Genomic DNA, 17,899 nt, shown 5'->3' with positions numbered 1-17,899 from the left:
TTAATATCACAAACTATTTTGTTCGATTTTTTTCAATAAAGGCTGCCATCGTATTAATGGAATTGAAAATTTCTTTTCCCTGCTGGGGATCATTTAGCTTAATGCCATAATCCTTTTCCAAAAGAACTATTAACTCAAGGGCATCAATACTGTCTAAGCCAAGGCCGTCTCCAAAAAGCGGTTCATCATTTTCGATCTCGTCCAGGTTTATATCTTCCAGGTTAAGCTGTTCAATAATACTCGCTTTCAACTCTATATGCAAATCACTCATGGGGCTGATCATATAATTTTTGCAGATTCTCTTCCGTAAATTTCACTTCACCGTTTCGGGTGATTCGGCACAAAAGTACATCATATTCGCTATTGTGCAAATCTACCCAGCCACAAACCGTTTCAGATATATTTTTATCCTGAAAAAGTTGAGAAACATACTGGGTATAAAGGGACGGATTAAACTCTTTACTGATCAAAAAAATGTTTTCAGATCTTAGTGTATGTTTTATACTGATCTCGCCTAACATGATATTGGGCAGCGTATAAACAAACAATGCCGGTGAGGCAAAAGTTGCTGTGCTTTTTTGAAATTTTTGATCGGTATCCAGACTGGAATTTGAATTGGCAAAGACCAGCGCCGGATCTTGAATCTTTTCATTTTGTATTAAAATTTCAAAGTTTAAAATTGCCAGTTTTGAAAGATTGTCCATTTTAAAGAATTTTGGATAATCCATTTCTATATATTGATAGGCTTTTTTCAGAAAGGCTTTGAGATCATCGTTTTCTTCAGATTTAAAAAATAATGCCTTATTCTTCCAAATTTCAGAAGAGCGGCAAACCAAATTATTTTGAATATAAAGATCGTTCAAATTTCCTTTTTTAAGAGCATCGCCAAATTACATCCTCCGAATCCGGAAGCCGTATTTAAGGCAAGTTTCAAATCTGTTTTAAAATTTTCTTTAATGATTTTTAATGATTTTGAAACTCCCGCTGCAGTATAATTTAAAGATTTTAACAGCTCGTTATTTTGCAAAGCATGTTTGGTTAAAATTGTTTCTATAAGTGCAGAAGCACCTAAGGTATGACCGTAATAGCCTTTGAAACTATTTAGCGGAACTTCCTGTAAACCCAAACGATTGAATGCGATGGCTTCCATTTCATCATTATATATTGTAGCAGTACCGTGGGCAGAAATATAGTCCAGGCAGTCTGATTTTAAATTTGAATTTTCCAAAACCCTGGAAACGGCCTGGACAAGTCCTTCTCCATTTCTACTTGGCCCGGAAATATGATTGGCATCATTGGCCGTACACACATTTACATATTGAATATTCGAATGGGAATTAGCTTTTGGCCCAATCAACAAAGCTGCAGCGGCCTCTCCCAAACTAATACCCGCCCTATCATTTGAAAAAGGCCTGCAGGGAAACGGACTAATTGCCTGAAAGGATTGAAACCCAGCCATGACAAATTCTGAAACCAGATCACCAGCTACGACCAATGCGTGCTTACATTTTCCTGCGCGTATAAGGTCATTAGCAACTTTCACTGCCAATCCCCCCGAGATACAGGCATTGGAAACGATTATAGGTTTCGATTTAATTTTAAAAAAACTGGCGATCACCTCTCCTAATTTCCATAACTGGACTCGATCCCCTTCAAAGTTATTTGAGGTAATCAAATCTATATTTCCTTTGGTGGTGGCCATGACCAATCCTAAATTTTCAAGGTCTATCGCAGAGGAATTTAGAACATCCTGTATAGCCAGGATCATCATTTTCTCCAATTTGGTTAAGGAGCTGATTTTTCCAATCTTTTCAAAGTTCACATCTAGAACATCTTCATCAATTATTCCGGCGTAATAGCCATTAGGAAATCGATTGTTTGCAGGTTGGAGCTGCAACGCCGACTTTGAATTTCTTAAATTTTCAAGATTAGCTTCAGTTCCAAAGCCAAGCGGGGAAATGATAGAATCGGCTAAAAGGAAATTTTTCATTTATAGATCCATTTTCTTTCTCCATTCCTGTAAAAATTCAGGCGGATATAAAACCAGTTTATTACTCATATCGGTAAATACCTGGATGGTTTTTGCTTTACAAATTACTTTGTCCTCAAATTTAATTTCATAATGGAAGATCAATTTTGCAGCTCGTGTTCGCTCATAGGTAACGAAAACTTCAAATTCATCGCCATATTTTAAAGGAGCAAGGTATTCACATTCAGTTTTTACAATAGGTGTATAAAAGCCTTTTTCCTCGACATTTAAATAGGATAAACCATGTTGGCGGACAAATTTTTCCCTGGCCTCTTCAAAATATTTATAATAATTCCCATGCCAAACGATTTTCATAGGATCGCACTCATGAAATCGTACTTTTAATTTTATGGAATTTGAAATAGAACCGGGAGTCATTCTACAGTCACTGTTTTCATTTCTGAAGTAGCGATCACTTCTCCCCTTTCATTTTCGGTCCTGGCAGAAACTGAAGTTACATTCATAATCTCATGGAGGATTTCCACATAGGTTTTCAGCGTTTCCCCAACTTTGGGTAAGGCTAAAATTTCGACAGTTTTGATGACCCCAATAAATCCTGTTTTGGGTTTGGTTTGTCCTGAAAGTGAACCCTGGTAACCACGATGTAAAGACATGCTTTGTGCCATATGCTCGATCACCCCGCTTTCCGAAAGCTTTTCACCATCAAGCAATAATTGATCCTTTGGAATGGTGAAACCGGTTATACCGGTAAGATTTGTGTATTCGTATAACGTATCCACAAAAACAAATGGTTCTTTTTGTGGAATCAGCTTAATGATCTCTTCTTTGGAAGTAATGGGTTGTACAAGTAAATTTTCGGCCATAAATTAACTAAAATCGTTCCAGTAATCGTAATAATTATACCATTGGTGCGGATATTTTTTCACCATCTTTTCAAGATCTTCAAGATAAGATTTTAAAATTTCTTTGGATGTAAATTTTTCAGGATTATAAGGCCGGGCGAAAAAATGATAATGAAAATTCTTTTCGCGCATTAAATGCACAAACAAAACCGGGATTTTATTTCTGCCCGCTAATTTAAAAGGTCCATGAGGAAATTTTACTTTTTTACCCAAAAATTCAACATCATAAGTTTTAGAATTTTCCAAAAACCGATCTGCCGCAAAAACAAGTAACTCATTGTTTTCCAGGGCTTTTTTCATGTGAAAGATGTGGCTGAGATCATCTTTCAGAACGATTACTTTTACGTCAGGTTTTCCAGTAACAGAATCTAAATAGGATTTGATCTGGCGATGTTCAAAATCTGTAATGACCAGGTTCACTACTGCTTCAGCATGTCTTTCTTCAAAAAAATGTTTTGCCAGGTTAAAATTTCCTATATGCGCGGTTAACAATATCCCGCCTTTCCCCTGCTTTAGTAAATTCTGAATATATTCAATCCCATCAAATTCGAAGGTAAATTTCTTTTTTAAGCCTGAAGTAATGGCAATCCTGTCTAATTGGATCCTTCCGAAAGTAAAATAACTCCAGTAGACATTTAATGCCGCGGCAACAGGAGGATATCCCAATCTTTTTCGGAATAAATAATAAGTGCTTTTGGTGGAATTGAAGGAAAAAATAATGAAATAGGCTGCGACAAATAATAAGACGAAATAAGCCGGATAAAGTCCAAAGGTTTTAATGATCCAAACATAGATCTTAAAGCCGGTTAGCGTCCCTCTGGATGTACCTTTCCAAATTGCCATGCGCCTTACGAGTATATGCCTCCATTAATATTGATCACTTCCCCGGTGATATACGAAGATTTTTCAGAAGCAAGGAAAGTTACAAGATTTGCTACCTCCCGGGGTTCGCCAAAGCGGTTTAACGGAATAAGTTCCTTAAATTTTTCTTCGGAAATATCTTTAGTCATATCAGAATTTATAAAGCCTGGGGCCACCGCATTTACGGTAACTTTACGTTTCCCGATTTCCTGGGCGAGTGCTTTGGTTGCAGCAACTACCGCGCCTTTGGCGGCAGAATAATTCACCTGGCCGGGATTTCCCTTTAAGCCGGAAATGGAGACAATGTTGATGATCCTGCCATAGCGACTTCGCAGCATATCTTTTAAAACATTTTGGGTAACATTATAAAATCCGTCCAGACTGGTTTTTACGACATTATGCCAGTCTTCATGATTCGAGAACATAAAAAGTCCGTCTTTGGTGATCCCGGCGTTATTGACCAACACTTCTATGTGCGCATCGGGATTTTCATTTTTCCATTGCTGAATAGCCAGATCAGTTTGTTCTTTTTCTGAAACATCAAAGGGCAGCAAATCACAGGAAAGGCCTAGTTTTTCGATTTGAGCCTTTACTTCCTCTGCAGCGGTAGTATTTGAATGGAAATTTAATAAAATGTGATATTGAAGATCTAAAGCCAGTTGCAGGCAAATAGCCTTTCCTATCCCACGAGAACCACCGGTTACGAGCGCATATTTCTTTTTAGTAGGCATCGTTTTCTTTTAAATAGTCTTTTAAGTCTGCAATTTCAGCATATAAAGGTCGGTCCTCTTTAATTGGGGCGATCATTTTATTTAATATTTTAAACTTTGACCTGGTTTTAGAAGATAACTTATTTCCGAAGTCGAGATAATACAAAGCCTGGATGATCGTAGCCATTTGAATTGCCATCACTTCAAAACTATTATCGATCACCTTTTTGGTCATTAAAGCAGCATTCGTGCCCATACTCACCATATCCTGATTATCATTATTGTTTGGAATACTGTGTACATACATACTATTGGAAAGCATCTGATTTTCAGCAGTTGTGGAAACGGCAGTAAATTGAGCGCCCTGCATTCCGAAATTAAGTCCTAACGTGGAAAGATTTACAAAAGCGGGCAAAATATCATTCAGTTTTGAATTTAAAAGATAATTCAATTGTCTTTCTGCGAGCATCGAAGTTTTGGTTACGGCAAGCCGCATTTTATCCATTTCCAGAGAAATATAGTCCCCATGAAAATTTCCGCCGTGATACACATGTTTGGTTTTTACGTCCACGATAGGATTGTCATTGGCCGAGTTTATTTCTTCCATTAGAATTTTTCCTGCGTTTTTCAACGTGTCATAAACTGGCCCCAGTATTTGGGGTACACAACGAATACTATAATATTCCTGGACCTTTTCAGAAAAAACTTTATTTTGATCCTGGTTTTCCCCATAAAGATGCTCCGTCCTGTCCCGGGTAAGTTTGGAATCTGCAAGATGATTTCTCATTTTTTCAGCCACCTTTCGCTGGCCCTTATGAAGTTTTGATTCATTCAGTTCCAGAGAATAATGGTCATCGTAGGCTTGTACAATTTCGCTAATCACGGCTGAACAGAAGATGCTCCAATCCAATAATCGTTCAGCATATTTGAAATTGATCAGGCCAATTCCAGTCATGGCTGAAGTTCCATTCATCAAAGCAAGGCCTTCCCGAATATGGATTTGGACAGGTTCAATGTGAAGTTTTTCAAAAACTTCAGCAGTATTTGACCTTTCACTTTTATAGAAAACCTCTCCTTCCCCAATTAATACCAAAGCGAGATGAGCTAGTTGTACCAAATCTCCGGAAGCCCCTACTCCACCATGTTCAAAGATCACCGGATAGATTTCAAGATTGATTAATTTTTGCAATAATTCAATCACTGAAAAGTCTATTCCAGACTTCCCTAACGAAAGTGTGTTTAATCTCGCCAGCATGAGTGCCTTTACATATAATGGGGATAAAATTTCCCCAGAACCTGCCGTATGGCTTCTAATTAAGTTTTTTTGAAGTTGTTTGGTGTCACTCTCTTCGATACGGAATTGGGCCATTGGCCCAAAACCAGTATTAACGCCATAAATCACCTTATTTTTGGAAAATTCTGAAAGGAATTGATAACTTTCGGTTATCACATTTAAAGTTGCTTTATCTATTTTAATTTCCTCATTATCAAAAACAACACGGGAAAATTCAGAAAAATCAAGGGGATTTTTTAATTCAAGCATAATCAGAAACTAATCGAAATTGGGAATATTTTCGCTGTTAAAGCTTTTAACAAATGTAGTATATTTAGACAGAATTAAAATTTAATGAAGCAGGAATTTACCGATATTATGGTAATTGGAGCGGGTCCTTCAGGTGCGGTTGCTGCCGGTTACTTGCAGCAAACTGAGCATAAAGTTTTGATGATTGAAAAGGAAAAATTTCCAAGATATGCTATTGGTGAAAGTTTAATACCAAGGTGTATGGATAATTTTGAAGAAGCAGGACTCCTGGATGTTTTACAAAAACAGGACTATCAAAAGAAATATGGCGCCCGTTTTTTGAGAAATGATCAGTTGGTAGAATTTGATTTCAGCAACAAATTTGGAAATGGCTGGGATTGGACGTGGCAGGTGCCCAGAGATCATTTTGATCATGTTCTTGCTGAAGAGATCCAACGAAAGGGCACTAAAATATATTTTGAAACTGTAATAAAATCTTTAGTGAGAAATGATAAAAACTGGAGGATTGTTATAGAAGATAAATTGGGCCAAATGACTGAAATTACAGCCAAATTTATTATTGATTCCAGTGGAAATGGCAGGGTCTTAGCCGATTATCTGGGTTTGAATAAACCACCAAAATTTCAGGATCATTCCTCTATTTTTACGCAAATAAAAGAAAGCAATCGGCCAGAAGGCATTCAGGGAGAACAAATCGTTTTTGAAATCATTGAGACCGGTGTATGGTTTTGGTATATTCCTTTTTCTAATGGAATTTCCAGTCTGGGGTTCGTGGGCAGGAATTCATGGTTTGAAAATTTTAATACTAAAAATAGCGAAGATGTGTTTCAACAAATGTTGAAGACTTCGAAGAATTTTAAAGGGAGGTTCCATGATGAAAATTTTCTTTTTGATCCTGTGATGCAGCAAAATTTCTCCAGAAGCGTTGAAAAATTTTACGGAGAAGGATTTGCATTAACGGGCAATTCTGCGGAATTTTTAGATCCGGTTTTTTCCTCCGGAGTTGCTTTTGCCACAGAAACCGGTTTACTTTCAGCTAAACTGGCAGCAAGAGAATTAAGCGGAAAATTAATAAACTGGGAAAAAGAATATTCAGAATATATTCAGAAAGGTGTAGATGTCTTCTCTACCTATGTAAAAGCCTGGTATAATGGGGATCTTCAGGAAATTTTCTTTCACCACAACCAAAATGAACAATTTAAAAGCCAAATTTGTTCAGTGCTGGCGGGTTATGTTTGGGATCAAAAAAATCCATTTGTGCGTAATCATGAAAAAGCTTTAAAAGGTTTGCATGACCTCATAGTGTTCGATAAAATTAATTAGCTCAAATTTTTGAAGGTTCTCAATCAAATATATTTTACCATTCTTTTGCTAATTCTTGGGTTGTTTTCCAACAGTATTACCGCACAGAAGATTGAAAATAATGGAATCCATCGACATATTTTAAAGGAGTCTTACTTCAGACTTAGTTTCGATAATGATTTTTTCGCACACTCCGATGATAATTATACCCAGGGAATAAGTCTTGAGATTGCTGATCCTATTTTTCAAAAAAATCCAGTTAACTATTTATTTTTAAATTATTCCGAAAATAAGATTAATGGAATATCTATAGAACAGGCAGCATTTACCCCGGAAGTGATAAGCAGTAAGGAAATTAGATATGGTGAAAGGCCTTTTGCCGCTGCATTATATCTTAAGTCCTTTCAATTGAACATCAATCACAAGAAACAATCAGTACTTTATTCCTCCTTGAGTTTAGGGGTTTTAGGACCTCTCGCTTACGGTGAGGAGGGCCAGGTTTTCATACATGAAGCCACGGGTAATTGGGTGCCTTATGGCTGGAGAAATCAGGTGAATAACGATGTTATTATAAATTATGAATTAAATCATGAAAAGAAACTATTTGAACTAAGTAAGTTTGTGACGGTGTATTCCGATTTGGGTTTGAGAGTTGGCAGCTTATTTACAGATGCGTCCATAGGTTACACGAGTACACTTGGTGTATTTAAATCTGTATTAAACCAAAATCAACCAGGGAAATTTCAACTTTATTTTTATCACAACCCCAAGTTAATAGTTGTAGGCTATGACGCTAGCCTTCAGGGAGGGCTTTTTAATAATTCTAACCCCTATACCATTCCTTTCAATGATATCTACAAAATAAAGGCTCAGGTCGACTACGGATTGGTATTAAAAGCGGGGTTTCTATATTTAGAATATACGCGTAGTTTTATTACCAAAGAATTTCGCACCGGTACATTACAAAACTGGGGAGGAATACGTTTAGGTTTTAAATTCTAAATTGGAAAATCGCTATTAAATTGAAATTCTGAAGTTTAAAAGATTTGGGTAAAATAATTCTTAAGTTAAAGTCAAAAAAGCTGAAAATGGTTTGGAAGGTTTGGAAGTAAAAGTTACATTTGCAACCGCAAAATTATTTGCCAAGTTCATTTAAGGAGAGTTGCCAGAGTGGTTAATGGAGCAGTTTGCTAAACTGTCGACGAGCAATTGTCGCATGAGTTCGAATCTCATACTCTCCGCTACAGGAATTTAAAATTTAAGATCCTAAATCTCAAATTTTGGATTTTAAATCTCGAACTCCGCTGGTTCCCGAACTATTTACTATAAAGTAATCTGGAATCTAAAATTTTGAATTCAAGAGCTTGGCTCTTTTTTGGGTGTAGCACCGAAGTGAATTCGGGATAAACTGTGCCTGGTTCGTTAAGTAAAAAGGAATCCGGAACTTGAAATATTGAATTTTGAATATTTAGCGAAGCTAAATTATTCGGGGTGTAGCGTAGCCCGGTCATCGCGCCTGCTTTGGGAGCAGGAGGTCGCAGGTTCGAATCCTGCCACCCCGACGAACCGTACTTAAACGGATATAAAAACACTGTTAATCTATTGATTTTCAGTGTTTTTTGTTTTTATGATGTTATTTGATATCATATGAAATCACCCTATCCAGTGAATGATTCGGTGAATACATTCTTTCCAGCATTTCACTATCTTAGAAGAACATTACGGTTGATTTGACTTTCGTCTTTACAAATAATTGTTTCACTTAAAGACGTTAAAAATGCCACATTTTACTACATTCTCCGTGCTTTTCTTTACCAGAAGACTTAACCGGAACAAAAAAGAATTATCCATTTACGCGCGTATAACGGTCAATGGAAAATGCGCTGAAATGAGCCTGAAAAGGAAAACTTCAGTGAATGAATGGGATAGTTCTAAAGGACGGCTAAAAGGAACTTCTCCCCGAATTAAAATTCTAAACAGTTATTTAGACCAGGTCTATTCCAAATTGCTGGACACCCAAAAGAGCATTCTGGATAAAGATAATTTACTCACTGCCGATAAAGTCAAGGCTTCTTACCTGGGCTTGGACGAAGAACATAAAACCCTCAAGGACATTATAACATATCATAATGAGAAGATGAAGGATGTCCTGAAATGGGGAACACTGAAGAATTACCATACTACTTCAAAATACCTACAGGAGTTTTTAAAGAAAAAAAAGAAAACCAGTGATGTTTACCTGAAGCAAATCAACTACCAGTTTATTACAGAATTTGAAATGTTCCTGAGAAATTACCGTGCTAAAAAAGAAAGAAAAACCTGCGGTACAAATGGCACAATGAAACACCTGGAACGCTTAAAGAAACTGCTAAACCTGGCTATCAAATTAGAATGGCTGGAAAAGAATCCATTCCGAAGTTATGATTTTAAGTTCGAAAAAAATGACCGACAGTTTTTAACCGATTGGGAACTTCATAAGTTAGAAGAAACGGAATTTACCACACCTTCCCTAGAACGGGTAAAAGATATGTTTTTATTCTCCTGCTATTCCGGGTTATCTTATATCGACTTAAAAGAACTCACTACTGATCAACTAGTGAAGGGAATGGATGGTAAGGATTGGATATATACCAAGCGAGAGAAAACCCAACAATCTGTAAAAATTCCTCTGTTATATACCGCAAATAACATTCTTAAAAAATATCTCCAAGAAAATCTTTCTAAAGATTCTCAAGTAATTTTCCCTGTTATTTCTAATCAAAAAATGAATAAGTACCTGAAAGATATTATGCGATCCATAGGGGTTAGAAAGAAAATCACTTTTCATTCTGCCAGACATACTTTTGCAACCGTTGTAACACTTTCAAACGGCGTACCTATTGAAACAGTTTCTAAGATTCTGGGACATTCCAAGCTTTCCACAACTCAGATTTATGCCCGGGTTTTAGAGGATAAACTCAGTTCTGATATTTCTAATCTGGATCAGGTAATAATAAATAAAAGGCAGAAAAAGATGAATTGAAGAATCGACCTAGCTCAGATTTTTTACTTTCTACCGGTTAATAAATTGGGAGGCGTTTTATTAAAAACCTTTGGTCTGTGATTCAGCTGTTATTGTGTTCTTTGCCGATCATTTTTTTTATTTGCCAATGGATTTTGAGATCGAACTGAAGCGAAGAAGATATTGCTCAGACAGTATTTCTACAGAATTAATTTCTTACTTTGTATCAACATGAAATTACTGATTGTAGAAGATGAACCGTACCTGTTAAAAAGCCTTGAGGATTTCGCGGCCAAAGAAGGCTATTTATATGATTCGGCTGGCAACTTTCAAACAGCCCAAGAACGTGTTTATTTATACGATTATGACTGTCTAATTCTAGACATTAATTTACCGGATGGCAGTGGGTTCGAAATTCTTGAAATTCTTAAAAAAGAAGATAAGACTGATGGTGTTATTATTCTTTCTGCAAGAGATTCCCTAGATGATAAGTTAACTGGCCTCGAATTAGGAGCTGATGATTACCTGATAAAACCATTTTATTTTTCAGAACTTAATGCCCGGATAAAAGCCGTCATTCGTAGGAAACAGTTTAAAACCAATAAGCCTATCCGCTTTGCCAATATGGTAATAGACCTAGGCCAATACCTAGTGAGAATAGATAACTTTTCTACGCCAATCTCATTTACTAAAAAAGAATATGCTATACTCATCCACCTCATTAACAATAATAAACGTATTATTTCTAAAATGGCGCTCGCAGAGTACGTATGGGGTGATTATGTAGATGAGGCCCAGAGTTTTGATTTTTTGTTTTCTCAGATTAAGAACCTCAAACGAAAGCTGAAAGATGCCGGGGCACAAGTAGAAATAAATAACATCTATGGGGTAGGTTATCAAATTCAGGCTTTATGAAGCTGCTTACCTACACATCCCGCCTTCAAATGCTGTATTTCCTCGTCTTGTTCGGGATTTTTTCGATATTGTTTTATTTGGTACTTAGCTGGAATGTACTTCAAAATGTAGATGAAGTGTTGAACAACCGCAAAGTCAACTTGCTAGCTTATCTAGAAGATAATCCTGAAGCTCCTTTTAAAGAGGATAACCCACTAGACGATTTTACCTTTTTTCCTGTTGAAAAGAAGGTGTTTCAGAAAAGCTATGAAAGCTACACTGACACTCTTATTTATGAGCCTGTTGATGATGAGTTTGATGAGTACCGAAAGCTTACAGCTTATGTGAAATTACACAATAATAACTACCGGCTGGAAATTATAAAGCCACATCTGGAAGCGGGAGAAATGATAGGTACCATTGCCATTACACTCGGCAGCCTATTTATGGGCTTGGCGCTTTCTTTTTACTTAACCCAACGTATTATCTCCAAAAAAATATGGAAATCGTTTTTTGAAATGCTCGAAAGGCTCCGGCTTTTGCGCTTTGATAAAGAGAAAATACCTGAATTACCATCTACAAATATTGATGAGTTCCGGATGCTGAATGAAGCTGTGAATGAGCTGGTCCGAAAAAATACTGAAGTCTTTCAAAGCCAGAAGCAATTTATTGAAAACGCTTCACATGAAATGCAAACGCCCTTGTCCATTATCCAGTCAAGGCTGGAGGCACTCATTGGGCAGGCTGAACTCTCAAAAAAGCAGGCGGAAATTTTGGAAGGCATTATCGGTTCAACACAACGCTTAAAAAAACTGAGTAAAACTCTGTTGCTCTTATCTAAAATCGAAAACCGGCAGTTTATCCTTTCGGAACAGGTTGATATTAAAACAATTTTAAGCCGATCCATGGAATTTTATGAAGAACATAAAGCCGCCTTGAATATATCGGTGAAAGCCGAAACACGAGATAGCTTGATAGTGCAGGGAAATATTATGCTTACGGAGATACTGATACAGAACCTACTTAAAAACGCCTTTCTGCATAATATTGAGAATGGAATGGTAAGCGTTCAAATAATGGAAAACAAGCTCATTATTGCCAATACCGGGCAAAAGCAAGAAATAGGAAAAGTATTAGAGAAGGATAAATTGTTCAGCCGTTTTTACAAACAATCCAGTAATCCCAATACCTGGGGGTTGGGATTAGCCATTGCTCTAAAGGTAGCTGAAACGAGTGGATGGGGACTTCATTATTATGAAGAAGAAGGATTGCACATTTTTGAAGTGAATTTCGGGTAACCAATCAGCTTCCCAAATTTCTACAGATTCCATTCATATACTTGCATATAATAAAATCATGAAACTATAATGAACAGAGCCGGGAACCAAATCATTCTTATTTTGCTTTTATCCTTTTTAACCCCTAAAATTGTTTTTTCACAGGTAGAAAATAAAGAAACAAATTATCCTAAAATAAAAAACTATTTTAGTATTATGCATCCTATTGCCACTATAACAAAAGACGGGAAACACTTTAATTTTGATGGCATTTATACAGTAGGCTTTCCAGTTGGTATAAATTTTCTTCAGAGGGACAAAATAGCTTACAGTATCGAGTTTGCACCTATGATTTCTTTTAATGATCGTGCGAGTAGGGTAACCGGATTACTTTTTCACCCAGGTGTTATCTACCGAAACATTGGAGGTTTTAATTTTTTAACCAGGCTTGCATTCAATACCAACGGCCGTTATGGTTTTACAGCCGTTATAAACAGACCTATAATTAAAAAGGAAAAAGTAACTTATTTCCTCGCTACGCCCATTCCGTTTAGATTCGGTAATGATTTACCTTTTTCCAGTAACTTTTGGTTTTCAAGTAGGAATAGCATTTTAATCATATAAAAGAAAAAATTATGGACAGAAAAGATTTTTTAAGGAACTCAGCAATTTTAGGTGGAGCAACCATACTCCCTACTAACAATGTTTTTTCGCAGAATGTGACTGAAAATGGAATAGATAAGTTGGTCGACAAAAACGGTAACTTCATCCAGAAATCACTTCCTTACAACAAAACATTTTTGGAACCACATATGGACGAAGAAACACTTCACTTACACTATGAATTTCATCATGGTGGAGCAGTTAAAGGTGCAAACAAAGATTTGATTAAAATAAAAGAACACCTAAAGTCAGGAGATTTAGACCAGGTTGATTTGTGGACACGCAAACTGGCGTATCATTTTTCAAGCCACGTGCTACATACCATTTTCTGGACAAACCTTTCCAATAAAAAAACACAGCCCAAAGCAGAACTATTGAAACAGATAGAAAAAGATTTCGGCTCATTTGAAAAGCTCCAAGTATATATAGCAAAAGTATCCAAAGGCGTAGAAGGAAGCGGCTGGGGTATTTTGGGTTATCAACCCTTTTCCCGATCGCTAACCATCTTGCAATGTGAGAATCATCAGAAACTGACCCAGTGGGGCGTAATTCCGTTATTGGTTATTGATGTGTGGGAGCATGCATATTATTTGAAACACAAAAATAAAAGAGGGGATTTTGTCGATACTATTTTAAATATCATTAATTGGGATAATGTAGCAGAACGATATAATAATGCCATAAAAATTGTTTAATGGAACAATTACCCTTTAAAGAAGCCATAAAAGTATGGATTAGAGTAGCCATTTATAGCTTTGGTGGACCTGCCGGGCAGATTGCGGTGATGCATAAAATTCTGGTCGAAGAAAAAAAATGGATAAGTGAGAACCGCTTTTTACATGCGCTCAATTACTGTATGCTGCTGCCTGGGCCGGAAGCCCAGCAGCTGGCCACGTATATTGGGTGGTTGCTGCATAGGACGAAAGGGGGGTTAACTGCAGGTATTTTATTTGTAATACCTGGATTTGTTTCAATACTAATTCTCAGTATTCTTTACGCTGCTTACAGAGATGTTGGTATTGTCGAAGCTATATTCTTCGGTATTAAACCTGCCGTCTTAGCCATAGTTGTTGGTGCCGTCATTAAAATAGGTAAAAAGGCCATCAAAAATGAGGTCATGTTTGTTTTGGCGGCTTTGGCCTTTATAGCTATATTTTTCTTTGAGGTAGATTTTCCTTATATAATAGTAGCAGCGGGATTGACAGGTTTTATTGGCGGAAAATTTTGGGAAGAAAAATTCCATGTCATTAAAGGCCATTACTTAGCTGAAGGAGATAAAGACAAGGATAATGATGAAAATGCCTTGATTGACAGCAAAATCCAACCCGTAAGGCCGTCTTTAAAAAAAACATTAAAAACCATTTTTATTTTCCTAACGCTATGGTCTCTACCACTATTGATCATTGGCCTGGTGATTGGGGTCGAAAATATTTTCTTCTCGGAAGGCCTATTTTTCAGTAAAACGGCCGTTGTAACTTTCGGAGGGGCTTATGCTGTATTAGCCTATATCGCTCAAAAAGCGGTTGAAGATTATGGCTGGTTACAATCCGGTGAAATGTTGGATGGACTGGGTATGGCCGAAACTACGCCGGGTCCGCTGATACAGGTGGTACAGTTCGTAGGCTTCATGGGAGCCTATAGATTAAGCGGCTCTCTCGATCCCATAACAGCTGGAATTTTAGCTTCCCTGCTGGTTACATGGGTTACCTTTATACCTTGCTTTCTATTCATTTTTACAGGCGCTCCTTATATAGAATACCTTCGGGGCAATAAAAGTTTAACCACTGCACTTTCAGGAATTACAGCTGCCGTAGTAGGGGTTGTACTTAATCTGGGTGTCTGGTTTGCAATCCACACCCTTTTCTCTGAGGTTAACGAAAAATATCTGTACGGAGCAAGGTGGTTGATTCCCGAATGGAGCACAGTTAATATTGGATCATTAATTATTGCTCTAATAGCCTCTTTTGTATATTTCATTTTGAAATGGGATATGCTGAAAACTATCCTGATCAGTGTTTTATCAGGTATCATCTATTTCTTCATATTTAAGGAATTAGGTTGATTATGTGCTGTAACCCTATTGTCAATGACAGCATAATAACAAAGGATATGGCACTTAGGGTACGTTTAAAAGGTGTAACCGGCAAATCACGACAAGGGTGGCGTTTTATGGATAAAAACAATTATTATGTAGTACGGGCAAATACACTCGAAGATAACGTGGTGTGTACAAAGTAGAAGATGGCAAACGCACAGATTTGCTCCTTGTAGGAAAAGGAAAAACCTACGCCTTAGATGTTCCTTCTTTAGGTGATAGCTGGAACAGCATGGAATTAATAGTGAAAGTGATGATTTACCATCTATTTGAATAATAAAGAGTTATTCAAAGTAAAATATACTACATTCACTAAAGCTGGTAAGGTGGGGCTATGGACCAAAGCAGATGCTATAACTTACTTTGATAATTTCAGTATAAAAATATTAGATTGATTAGAAGAATTTAAAACATAAAACAAGCATTATGAAAATTAAATACGTATTGATTTCAACAGTTCTTTTATTGCTTTCGTGCAATGGCAATGACGGTAAGAAAGAGAATGCTGACAGTTCTCGCCCATCTTCTGAAAAACAAAAGGAGATCGAACAACAGGAAGATATGGAGCCGCATCCCCTGAATATTACAGCTATCCAGGAGGTTATTGGCATTGAGGGCACGGAAAACAATGGGGAATATAAAGTAGTAGTTCCCCAAAATGATCTAGAGATAATGGTCGATGGTTTTAAAATCATCCCCCCGATGGGACTAGGCAGCTGGGCAGCATTTTCACCTGTTAAAGACGGAGCAATGGTCATGGGCGATATAGTGGTGACTGAAGATGATTTGCTGCCGGTACAACAAGAAGTAATAAGGCAGGGATTGACTATTACCGCTATCCATAATCATTTTGTGAGGAATAATCCCAATGTCATGTACATGCATATTGGAGGTATGGGTGAAGAAGGAGTACTTGCAGAAAAAGTAAAAGCTTTATTCGATAAGGTTGTGGAAGTGCGTGGTGGGAATCCTGCAGCTTCCGAATCTAGTGAAGTCGAGAATACGCTGAATACTGATAGAATAGATAATATTATAGGACATTCAGGTAATCTTAACAATGGAGTTTATAAGATTACAATAGGGCGACCAGATGTTGACCTTAGGGAGCAGGAAGCTTCTGTTAGTACTTTTATGGGATTTAATACCTGGGCCAGCTGGCAGGGGACTCCAGAAAAAGCTGCTGTTGCAGGAGATTTTACCATGCTTGCCGATGAAGTTGCCCCTGTTATAAAAGCCCTTGTAGAAAACGGCATTGAAGTAGTGGCATTACATAATCACATGGTGCATGAAGAACCAAGAATATTCTTTCTACATTATTGGGGAGTGGGCCCAGCCGAGAAACTCGCCCACGGCCTGAAAGCGGCTCTTAACCAGACCGGGGTGGTGAGCAAAAACGAATAATTAAATCCATTTTTAATTTAGCGAGGTATTTTAAATGAATGAGAGAGGAGACACGGGATTAATTCCCGTTACCTCTTTCCACGTAAAAATACCTAAGGTTCTCGAATACTGCATTTTTGGTATTTATTCTGAATTTCCTCTAGCCATTGCCAAGAGGTGGATGTCCTGTCTGGAACTTGCCGAAATAAAACTTTATGTGAGTTTTTTAATAATCCCTTGAATCAAATAGACCTATGAATAACCTAGGCGAAATTTTCGTTATCTTTAAAAGAAAAGGATAATTATATGTTTATATACAATTACCCTTTAAAATGTTGAAATTTTCTTTTAACCAAAAGGATGTATTGAACTCCCATTAATAGGTCTTAAAACCTTAATTTCCATCTGATGCCTGTCCCAAAAAAACTGAAAAAAGATTTTATCAAATAAAGTATAACTCTTAAAACTTTGAATATAGTATAATTTACCCCTTAACTGATGGTTATTATTTGGAATTAGTTATGGATATTTCCAGGATAATATCAGTATAAAAACGGAAACTTATAATGTTTTAAATATCTCTAGATAAACAACATTGCAAAACTAAGGGGGAATAGCAAGAGGGTAACACGCTGTGCGATGTTACTGAATCGCAATACATTGAATTTCAATTAAATATGTATTTTCCTTCTGTCATTTTTCACGGAATTTGCGACAAATTCTCTCGCACCCCCTGTAAATAGGTGGTTTTTTGCGACAAATTTCACGGAAAACTTAAATTCAAACCCATTCACCACTTTTCCTTTCACTTCGCATTAGCTCCATTGCAGCAAAAGAGGTTCATTATAAATTGTCTTGGACACGAGATAAAAAGCTTTGAAGATGAATTGGTAAATAAGATATTCCCAAAAGCTTTTTAACTCAAGTCCGCCAGGCAGTAACTAAAATTCACCGATCAGGATTTCAGAGTTTCTTTTAAAATCCTTCTTACCTCACCTTACCCTTTGCTGCTAAAAAACAAGCTTTGAAATTAACCGGAGTGCATAAACCGCTAATAAGCTATTTATAACTCCTCTATAATTTCAAAGCTTGAAGATGAATGGCATCAAAAGGTAATGCGATGGCGCTGAAAGAAGTAAATAAAAATAGCAGAATGACCTATTCTTCCTGATCTACAATATTTTTACTTCTCAACAGCAAAAGGAAAATGCTTAAGATGAAAAAAGTAAATTGTTCTAATTTGGACTTTTCCCCGTAAACATCTCTTTTTTATTGCAACCA

19 protein-coding genes and 2 tRNA genes are annotated in these 17,899 nt (G+C 36.9%); 13 read left to right on the top strand and 8 right to left on the bottom strand.

Going from position 1 to position 17,899, the window contains the following annotated elements; translation table 11 throughout:
* Positions 1–13: 13 nt before the first annotated feature.
* The 8 genes from DHD80_RS12130 to DHD80_RS12095 are packed head-to-tail and all read right to left on the bottom strand — an operon-like array spanning position 14 to position 6,006.
* Positions 14–271 (bottom strand): phosphopantetheine-binding protein, encoded by a 258-nt coding sequence (locus tag DHD80_RS12130; RefSeq protein ID WP_251741657.1) that lies wholly within the window; start codon positions 269–271, stop codon positions 14–16.
* Positions 264–863: a hypothetical protein gene (locus DHD80_RS12125; protein WP_251741446.1), complete on the bottom strand. Its 600-nt coding sequence runs from the start codon at positions 861–863 to the stop codon at positions 264–266. The genes DHD80_RS12130 and DHD80_RS12125 overlap by 8 nt, the downstream gene beginning before the upstream one ends.
* Positions 860–1,990: a beta-ketoacyl synthase N-terminal-like domain-containing protein gene (locus DHD80_RS12120; RefSeq protein ID WP_251741445.1), complete on the bottom strand. Its 1,131-nt coding sequence runs from the start codon at positions 1,988–1,990 to the stop codon at positions 860–862. Before DHD80_RS12120 ends, DHD80_RS12125 begins: the two co-directional genes overlap by 4 nt.
* Entirely contained in the window at positions 1,991–2,407 is a 417-nt protein-coding gene (locus DHD80_RS12115; RefSeq protein ID WP_279347035.1) for a thioesterase family protein, read from the bottom strand.
* A complete protein-coding gene (locus DHD80_RS12110) occupies positions 2,404–2,853 on the bottom strand; it encodes a hypothetical protein (protein WP_251741443.1) in 450 nt (149 codons plus the stop codon). The genes DHD80_RS12115 and DHD80_RS12110 overlap by 4 nt, the downstream gene beginning before the upstream one ends.
* Before the next feature lie 3 nt (positions 2,854–2,856).
* Positions 2,857–3,735: a lipid A biosynthesis acyltransferase gene (locus tag DHD80_RS12105; protein ID WP_251741442.1), complete on the bottom strand. Its 879-nt coding sequence runs from the start codon at positions 3,733–3,735 to the stop codon at positions 2,857–2,859.
* 5 nt (positions 3,736–3,740) lie between these two features.
* Positions 3,741–4,484, bottom strand: coding sequence for a 3-oxoacyl-ACP reductase FabG (fabG, locus tag DHD80_RS12100; protein WP_251741441.1), 744 nt, complete (start codon positions 4,482–4,484; stop codon positions 3,741–3,743).
* A complete protein-coding gene (locus DHD80_RS12095) occupies positions 4,474–6,006 on the bottom strand; it encodes an aromatic amino acid ammonia-lyase (RefSeq protein ID WP_251741440.1) in 1,533 nt (510 codons plus the stop codon). The genes fabG and DHD80_RS12095 overlap by 11 nt, the downstream gene beginning before the upstream one ends.
* Positions 6,007–6,090: 84 nt before the next feature.
* Here DHD80_RS12095 and DHD80_RS12090 point away from each other — a divergent pair, with 84 nt between their 5' ends.
* The 13 genes from DHD80_RS12090 to DHD80_RS12035 all read left to right on the top strand — a co-directional run bounded on the left by DHD80_RS12090 (position 6,091) and on the right by DHD80_RS12035 (position 16,639).
* Entirely contained in the window at positions 6,091–7,329 is a 1,239-nt protein-coding gene (locus DHD80_RS12090) for an NAD(P)/FAD-dependent oxidoreductase (protein ID WP_251741439.1), read from the top strand.
* 9 nt (positions 7,330–7,338) lie between these two features.
* The gene (locus DHD80_RS12085) at positions 7,339–8,310 is read left to right on the top strand and encodes a lipid A deacylase LpxR family protein (protein ID WP_251741438.1); all 972 of its coding nucleotides are present in this window, start codon (positions 7,339–7,341) and stop codon (positions 8,308–8,310) included.
* A 154-nt stretch (positions 8,311–8,464) separates the two neighbouring features.
* Positions 8,465–8,549, top strand: a tRNA-Ser gene (locus DHD80_RS12080).
* A gap of 246 nt (positions 8,550–8,795) precedes the next feature.
* Positions 8,796–8,870, top strand: a tRNA-Pro gene (locus tag DHD80_RS12075).
* Between the two features lie 215 nt (positions 8,871–9,085).
* Positions 9,086–10,330 carry a site-specific integrase gene (locus tag DHD80_RS12070; protein WP_251741437.1) on the top strand — a complete coding sequence of 415 codons (1,245 nt, stop codon included), beginning with the start codon at positions 9,086–9,088 and terminating at the stop codon, positions 10,328–10,330.
* Positions 10,331–10,540: 210 nt separating this feature from the next.
* Positions 10,541–11,224, top strand: a complete 684-nt coding sequence (locus DHD80_RS12065; protein WP_008615540.1) for a response regulator transcription factor — start codon at positions 10,541–10,543, stop codon at positions 11,222–11,224.
* Complete coding sequence (locus tag DHD80_RS12060; RefSeq protein ID WP_251741436.1) at positions 11,221–12,501, top strand: HAMP domain-containing sensor histidine kinase; 1,281 nt, start codon at positions 11,221–11,223, stop codon at positions 12,499–12,501. The genes DHD80_RS12065 and DHD80_RS12060 overlap by 4 nt, the downstream gene beginning before the upstream one ends.
* Positions 12,502–12,570: 69 nt before the next feature.
* Positions 12,571–13,104, top strand: a complete 534-nt coding sequence (locus tag DHD80_RS12055; RefSeq protein ID WP_251741435.1) for a hypothetical protein — start codon at positions 12,571–12,573, stop codon at positions 13,102–13,104.
* A gap of 11 nt (positions 13,105–13,115) precedes the next feature.
* The gene (locus tag DHD80_RS12050) at positions 13,116–13,838 is read left to right on the top strand and encodes a superoxide dismutase (RefSeq protein ID WP_156282556.1); all 723 of its coding nucleotides are present in this window, start codon (positions 13,116–13,118) and stop codon (positions 13,836–13,838) included.
* Positions 13,838–15,205: a chromate efflux transporter gene (gene chrA / locus DHD80_RS12045; RefSeq protein ID WP_251741433.1), complete on the top strand. Its 1,368-nt coding sequence runs from the start codon at positions 13,838–13,840 to the stop codon at positions 15,203–15,205. The genes DHD80_RS12050 and chrA overlap by 1 nt, the downstream gene beginning before the upstream one ends.
* Before the next feature lie 47 nt (positions 15,206–15,252).
* A complete protein-coding gene (locus DHD80_RS19910; RefSeq protein ID WP_279347034.1) occupies positions 15,253–15,381 on the top strand; it encodes a hypothetical protein in 129 nt (42 codons plus the stop codon).
* A complete protein-coding gene (locus DHD80_RS12040; RefSeq protein WP_251741432.1) occupies positions 15,369–15,515 on the top strand; it encodes a hypothetical protein in 147 nt (48 codons plus the stop codon). The genes DHD80_RS19910 and DHD80_RS12040 overlap by 13 nt, the downstream gene beginning before the upstream one ends.
* Positions 15,516–15,664: 149 nt before the next feature.
* A complete protein-coding gene (locus DHD80_RS12035; RefSeq protein ID WP_251741431.1) occupies positions 15,665–16,639 on the top strand; it encodes a DUF1259 domain-containing protein in 975 nt (324 codons plus the stop codon).
* The last annotated feature ends 1,260 nt before the right edge of the window (positions 16,640–17,899 follow it).

Origin of the sequence: Gramella sp. AN32, from assembly GCF_023718305.1 — a bacterium.
Taxonomy (GTDB): Bacteria; Bacteroidota; Bacteroidia; order Flavobacteriales; family Flavobacteriaceae; genus Christiangramia; species Christiangramia antarctica.
Note: the sequence above shows the minus strand (reverse complement) of the source record. Positions and strands in the feature narration are given on the sequence as shown.

Excerpts from the sequence above, each read along its gene's own strand:
- DHD80_RS12130 (WP_251741657.1), bottom strand. The coding sequence starts at position 271 with ATGAGTGATTTGCATATAGAGTTGAAAGCGAGTATTATTGAACAGCTT.
- DHD80_RS12120 (WP_251741445.1), bottom strand. The coding sequence starts at position 1,990 with ATGAAAAATTTCCTTTTAGCCGATTCTATCATTTCCCCGCTTGGCTTT.
- DHD80_RS12115 (WP_279347035.1), bottom strand. The coding sequence starts at position 2,407 with ATGACTCCCGGTTCTATTTCAAATTCCATAAAATTAAAAGTACGATTT.
- DHD80_RS12110 (WP_251741443.1), bottom strand. The coding sequence starts at position 2,853 with ATGGCCGAAAATTTACTTGTACAACCCATTACTTCCAAAGAAGAGATC.
- DHD80_RS12105 (WP_251741442.1), bottom strand. The coding sequence starts at position 3,735 with ATGGCAATTTGGAAAGGTACATCCAGAGGGACGCTAACCGGCTTTAAG.
- fabG (WP_251741441.1), bottom strand. The coding sequence starts at position 4,484 with ATGCCTACTAAAAAGAAATATGCGCTCGTAACCGGTGGTTCTCGTGGG.
- DHD80_RS12095 (WP_251741440.1), bottom strand. The coding sequence starts at position 6,006 with ATGCTTGAATTAAAAAATCCCCTTGATTTTTCTGAATTTTCCCGTGTT.
- DHD80_RS12090 (WP_251741439.1), top strand. The coding sequence starts at position 6,091 with ATGAAGCAGGAATTTACCGATATTATGGTAATTGGAGCGGGTCCTTCA.
- DHD80_RS12070 (WP_251741437.1), top strand. The coding sequence starts at position 9,086 with ATGCCACATTTTACTACATTCTCCGTGCTTTTCTTTACCAGAAGACTT.
- DHD80_RS12065 (WP_008615540.1), top strand. The coding sequence starts at position 10,541 with ATGAAATTACTGATTGTAGAAGATGAACCGTACCTGTTAAAAAGCCTT.
- DHD80_RS12060 (WP_251741436.1), top strand. The coding sequence starts at position 11,221 with ATGAAGCTGCTTACCTACACATCCCGCCTTCAAATGCTGTATTTCCTC.
- DHD80_RS12055 (WP_251741435.1), top strand. The coding sequence starts at position 12,571 with ATGAACAGAGCCGGGAACCAAATCATTCTTATTTTGCTTTTATCCTTT.
- DHD80_RS12050 (WP_156282556.1), top strand. The coding sequence starts at position 13,116 with ATGGACAGAAAAGATTTTTTAAGGAACTCAGCAATTTTAGGTGGAGCA.
- chrA (WP_251741433.1), top strand. The coding sequence starts at position 13,838 with ATGGAACAATTACCCTTTAAAGAAGCCATAAAAGTATGGATTAGAGTA.
- DHD80_RS19910 (WP_279347034.1), top strand. The coding sequence starts at position 15,253 with ATGGCACTTAGGGTACGTTTAAAAGGTGTAACCGGCAAATCACGACAA.
- DHD80_RS12035 (WP_251741431.1), top strand. The coding sequence starts at position 15,665 with ATGAAAATTAAATACGTATTGATTTCAACAGTTCTTTTATTGCTTTCG.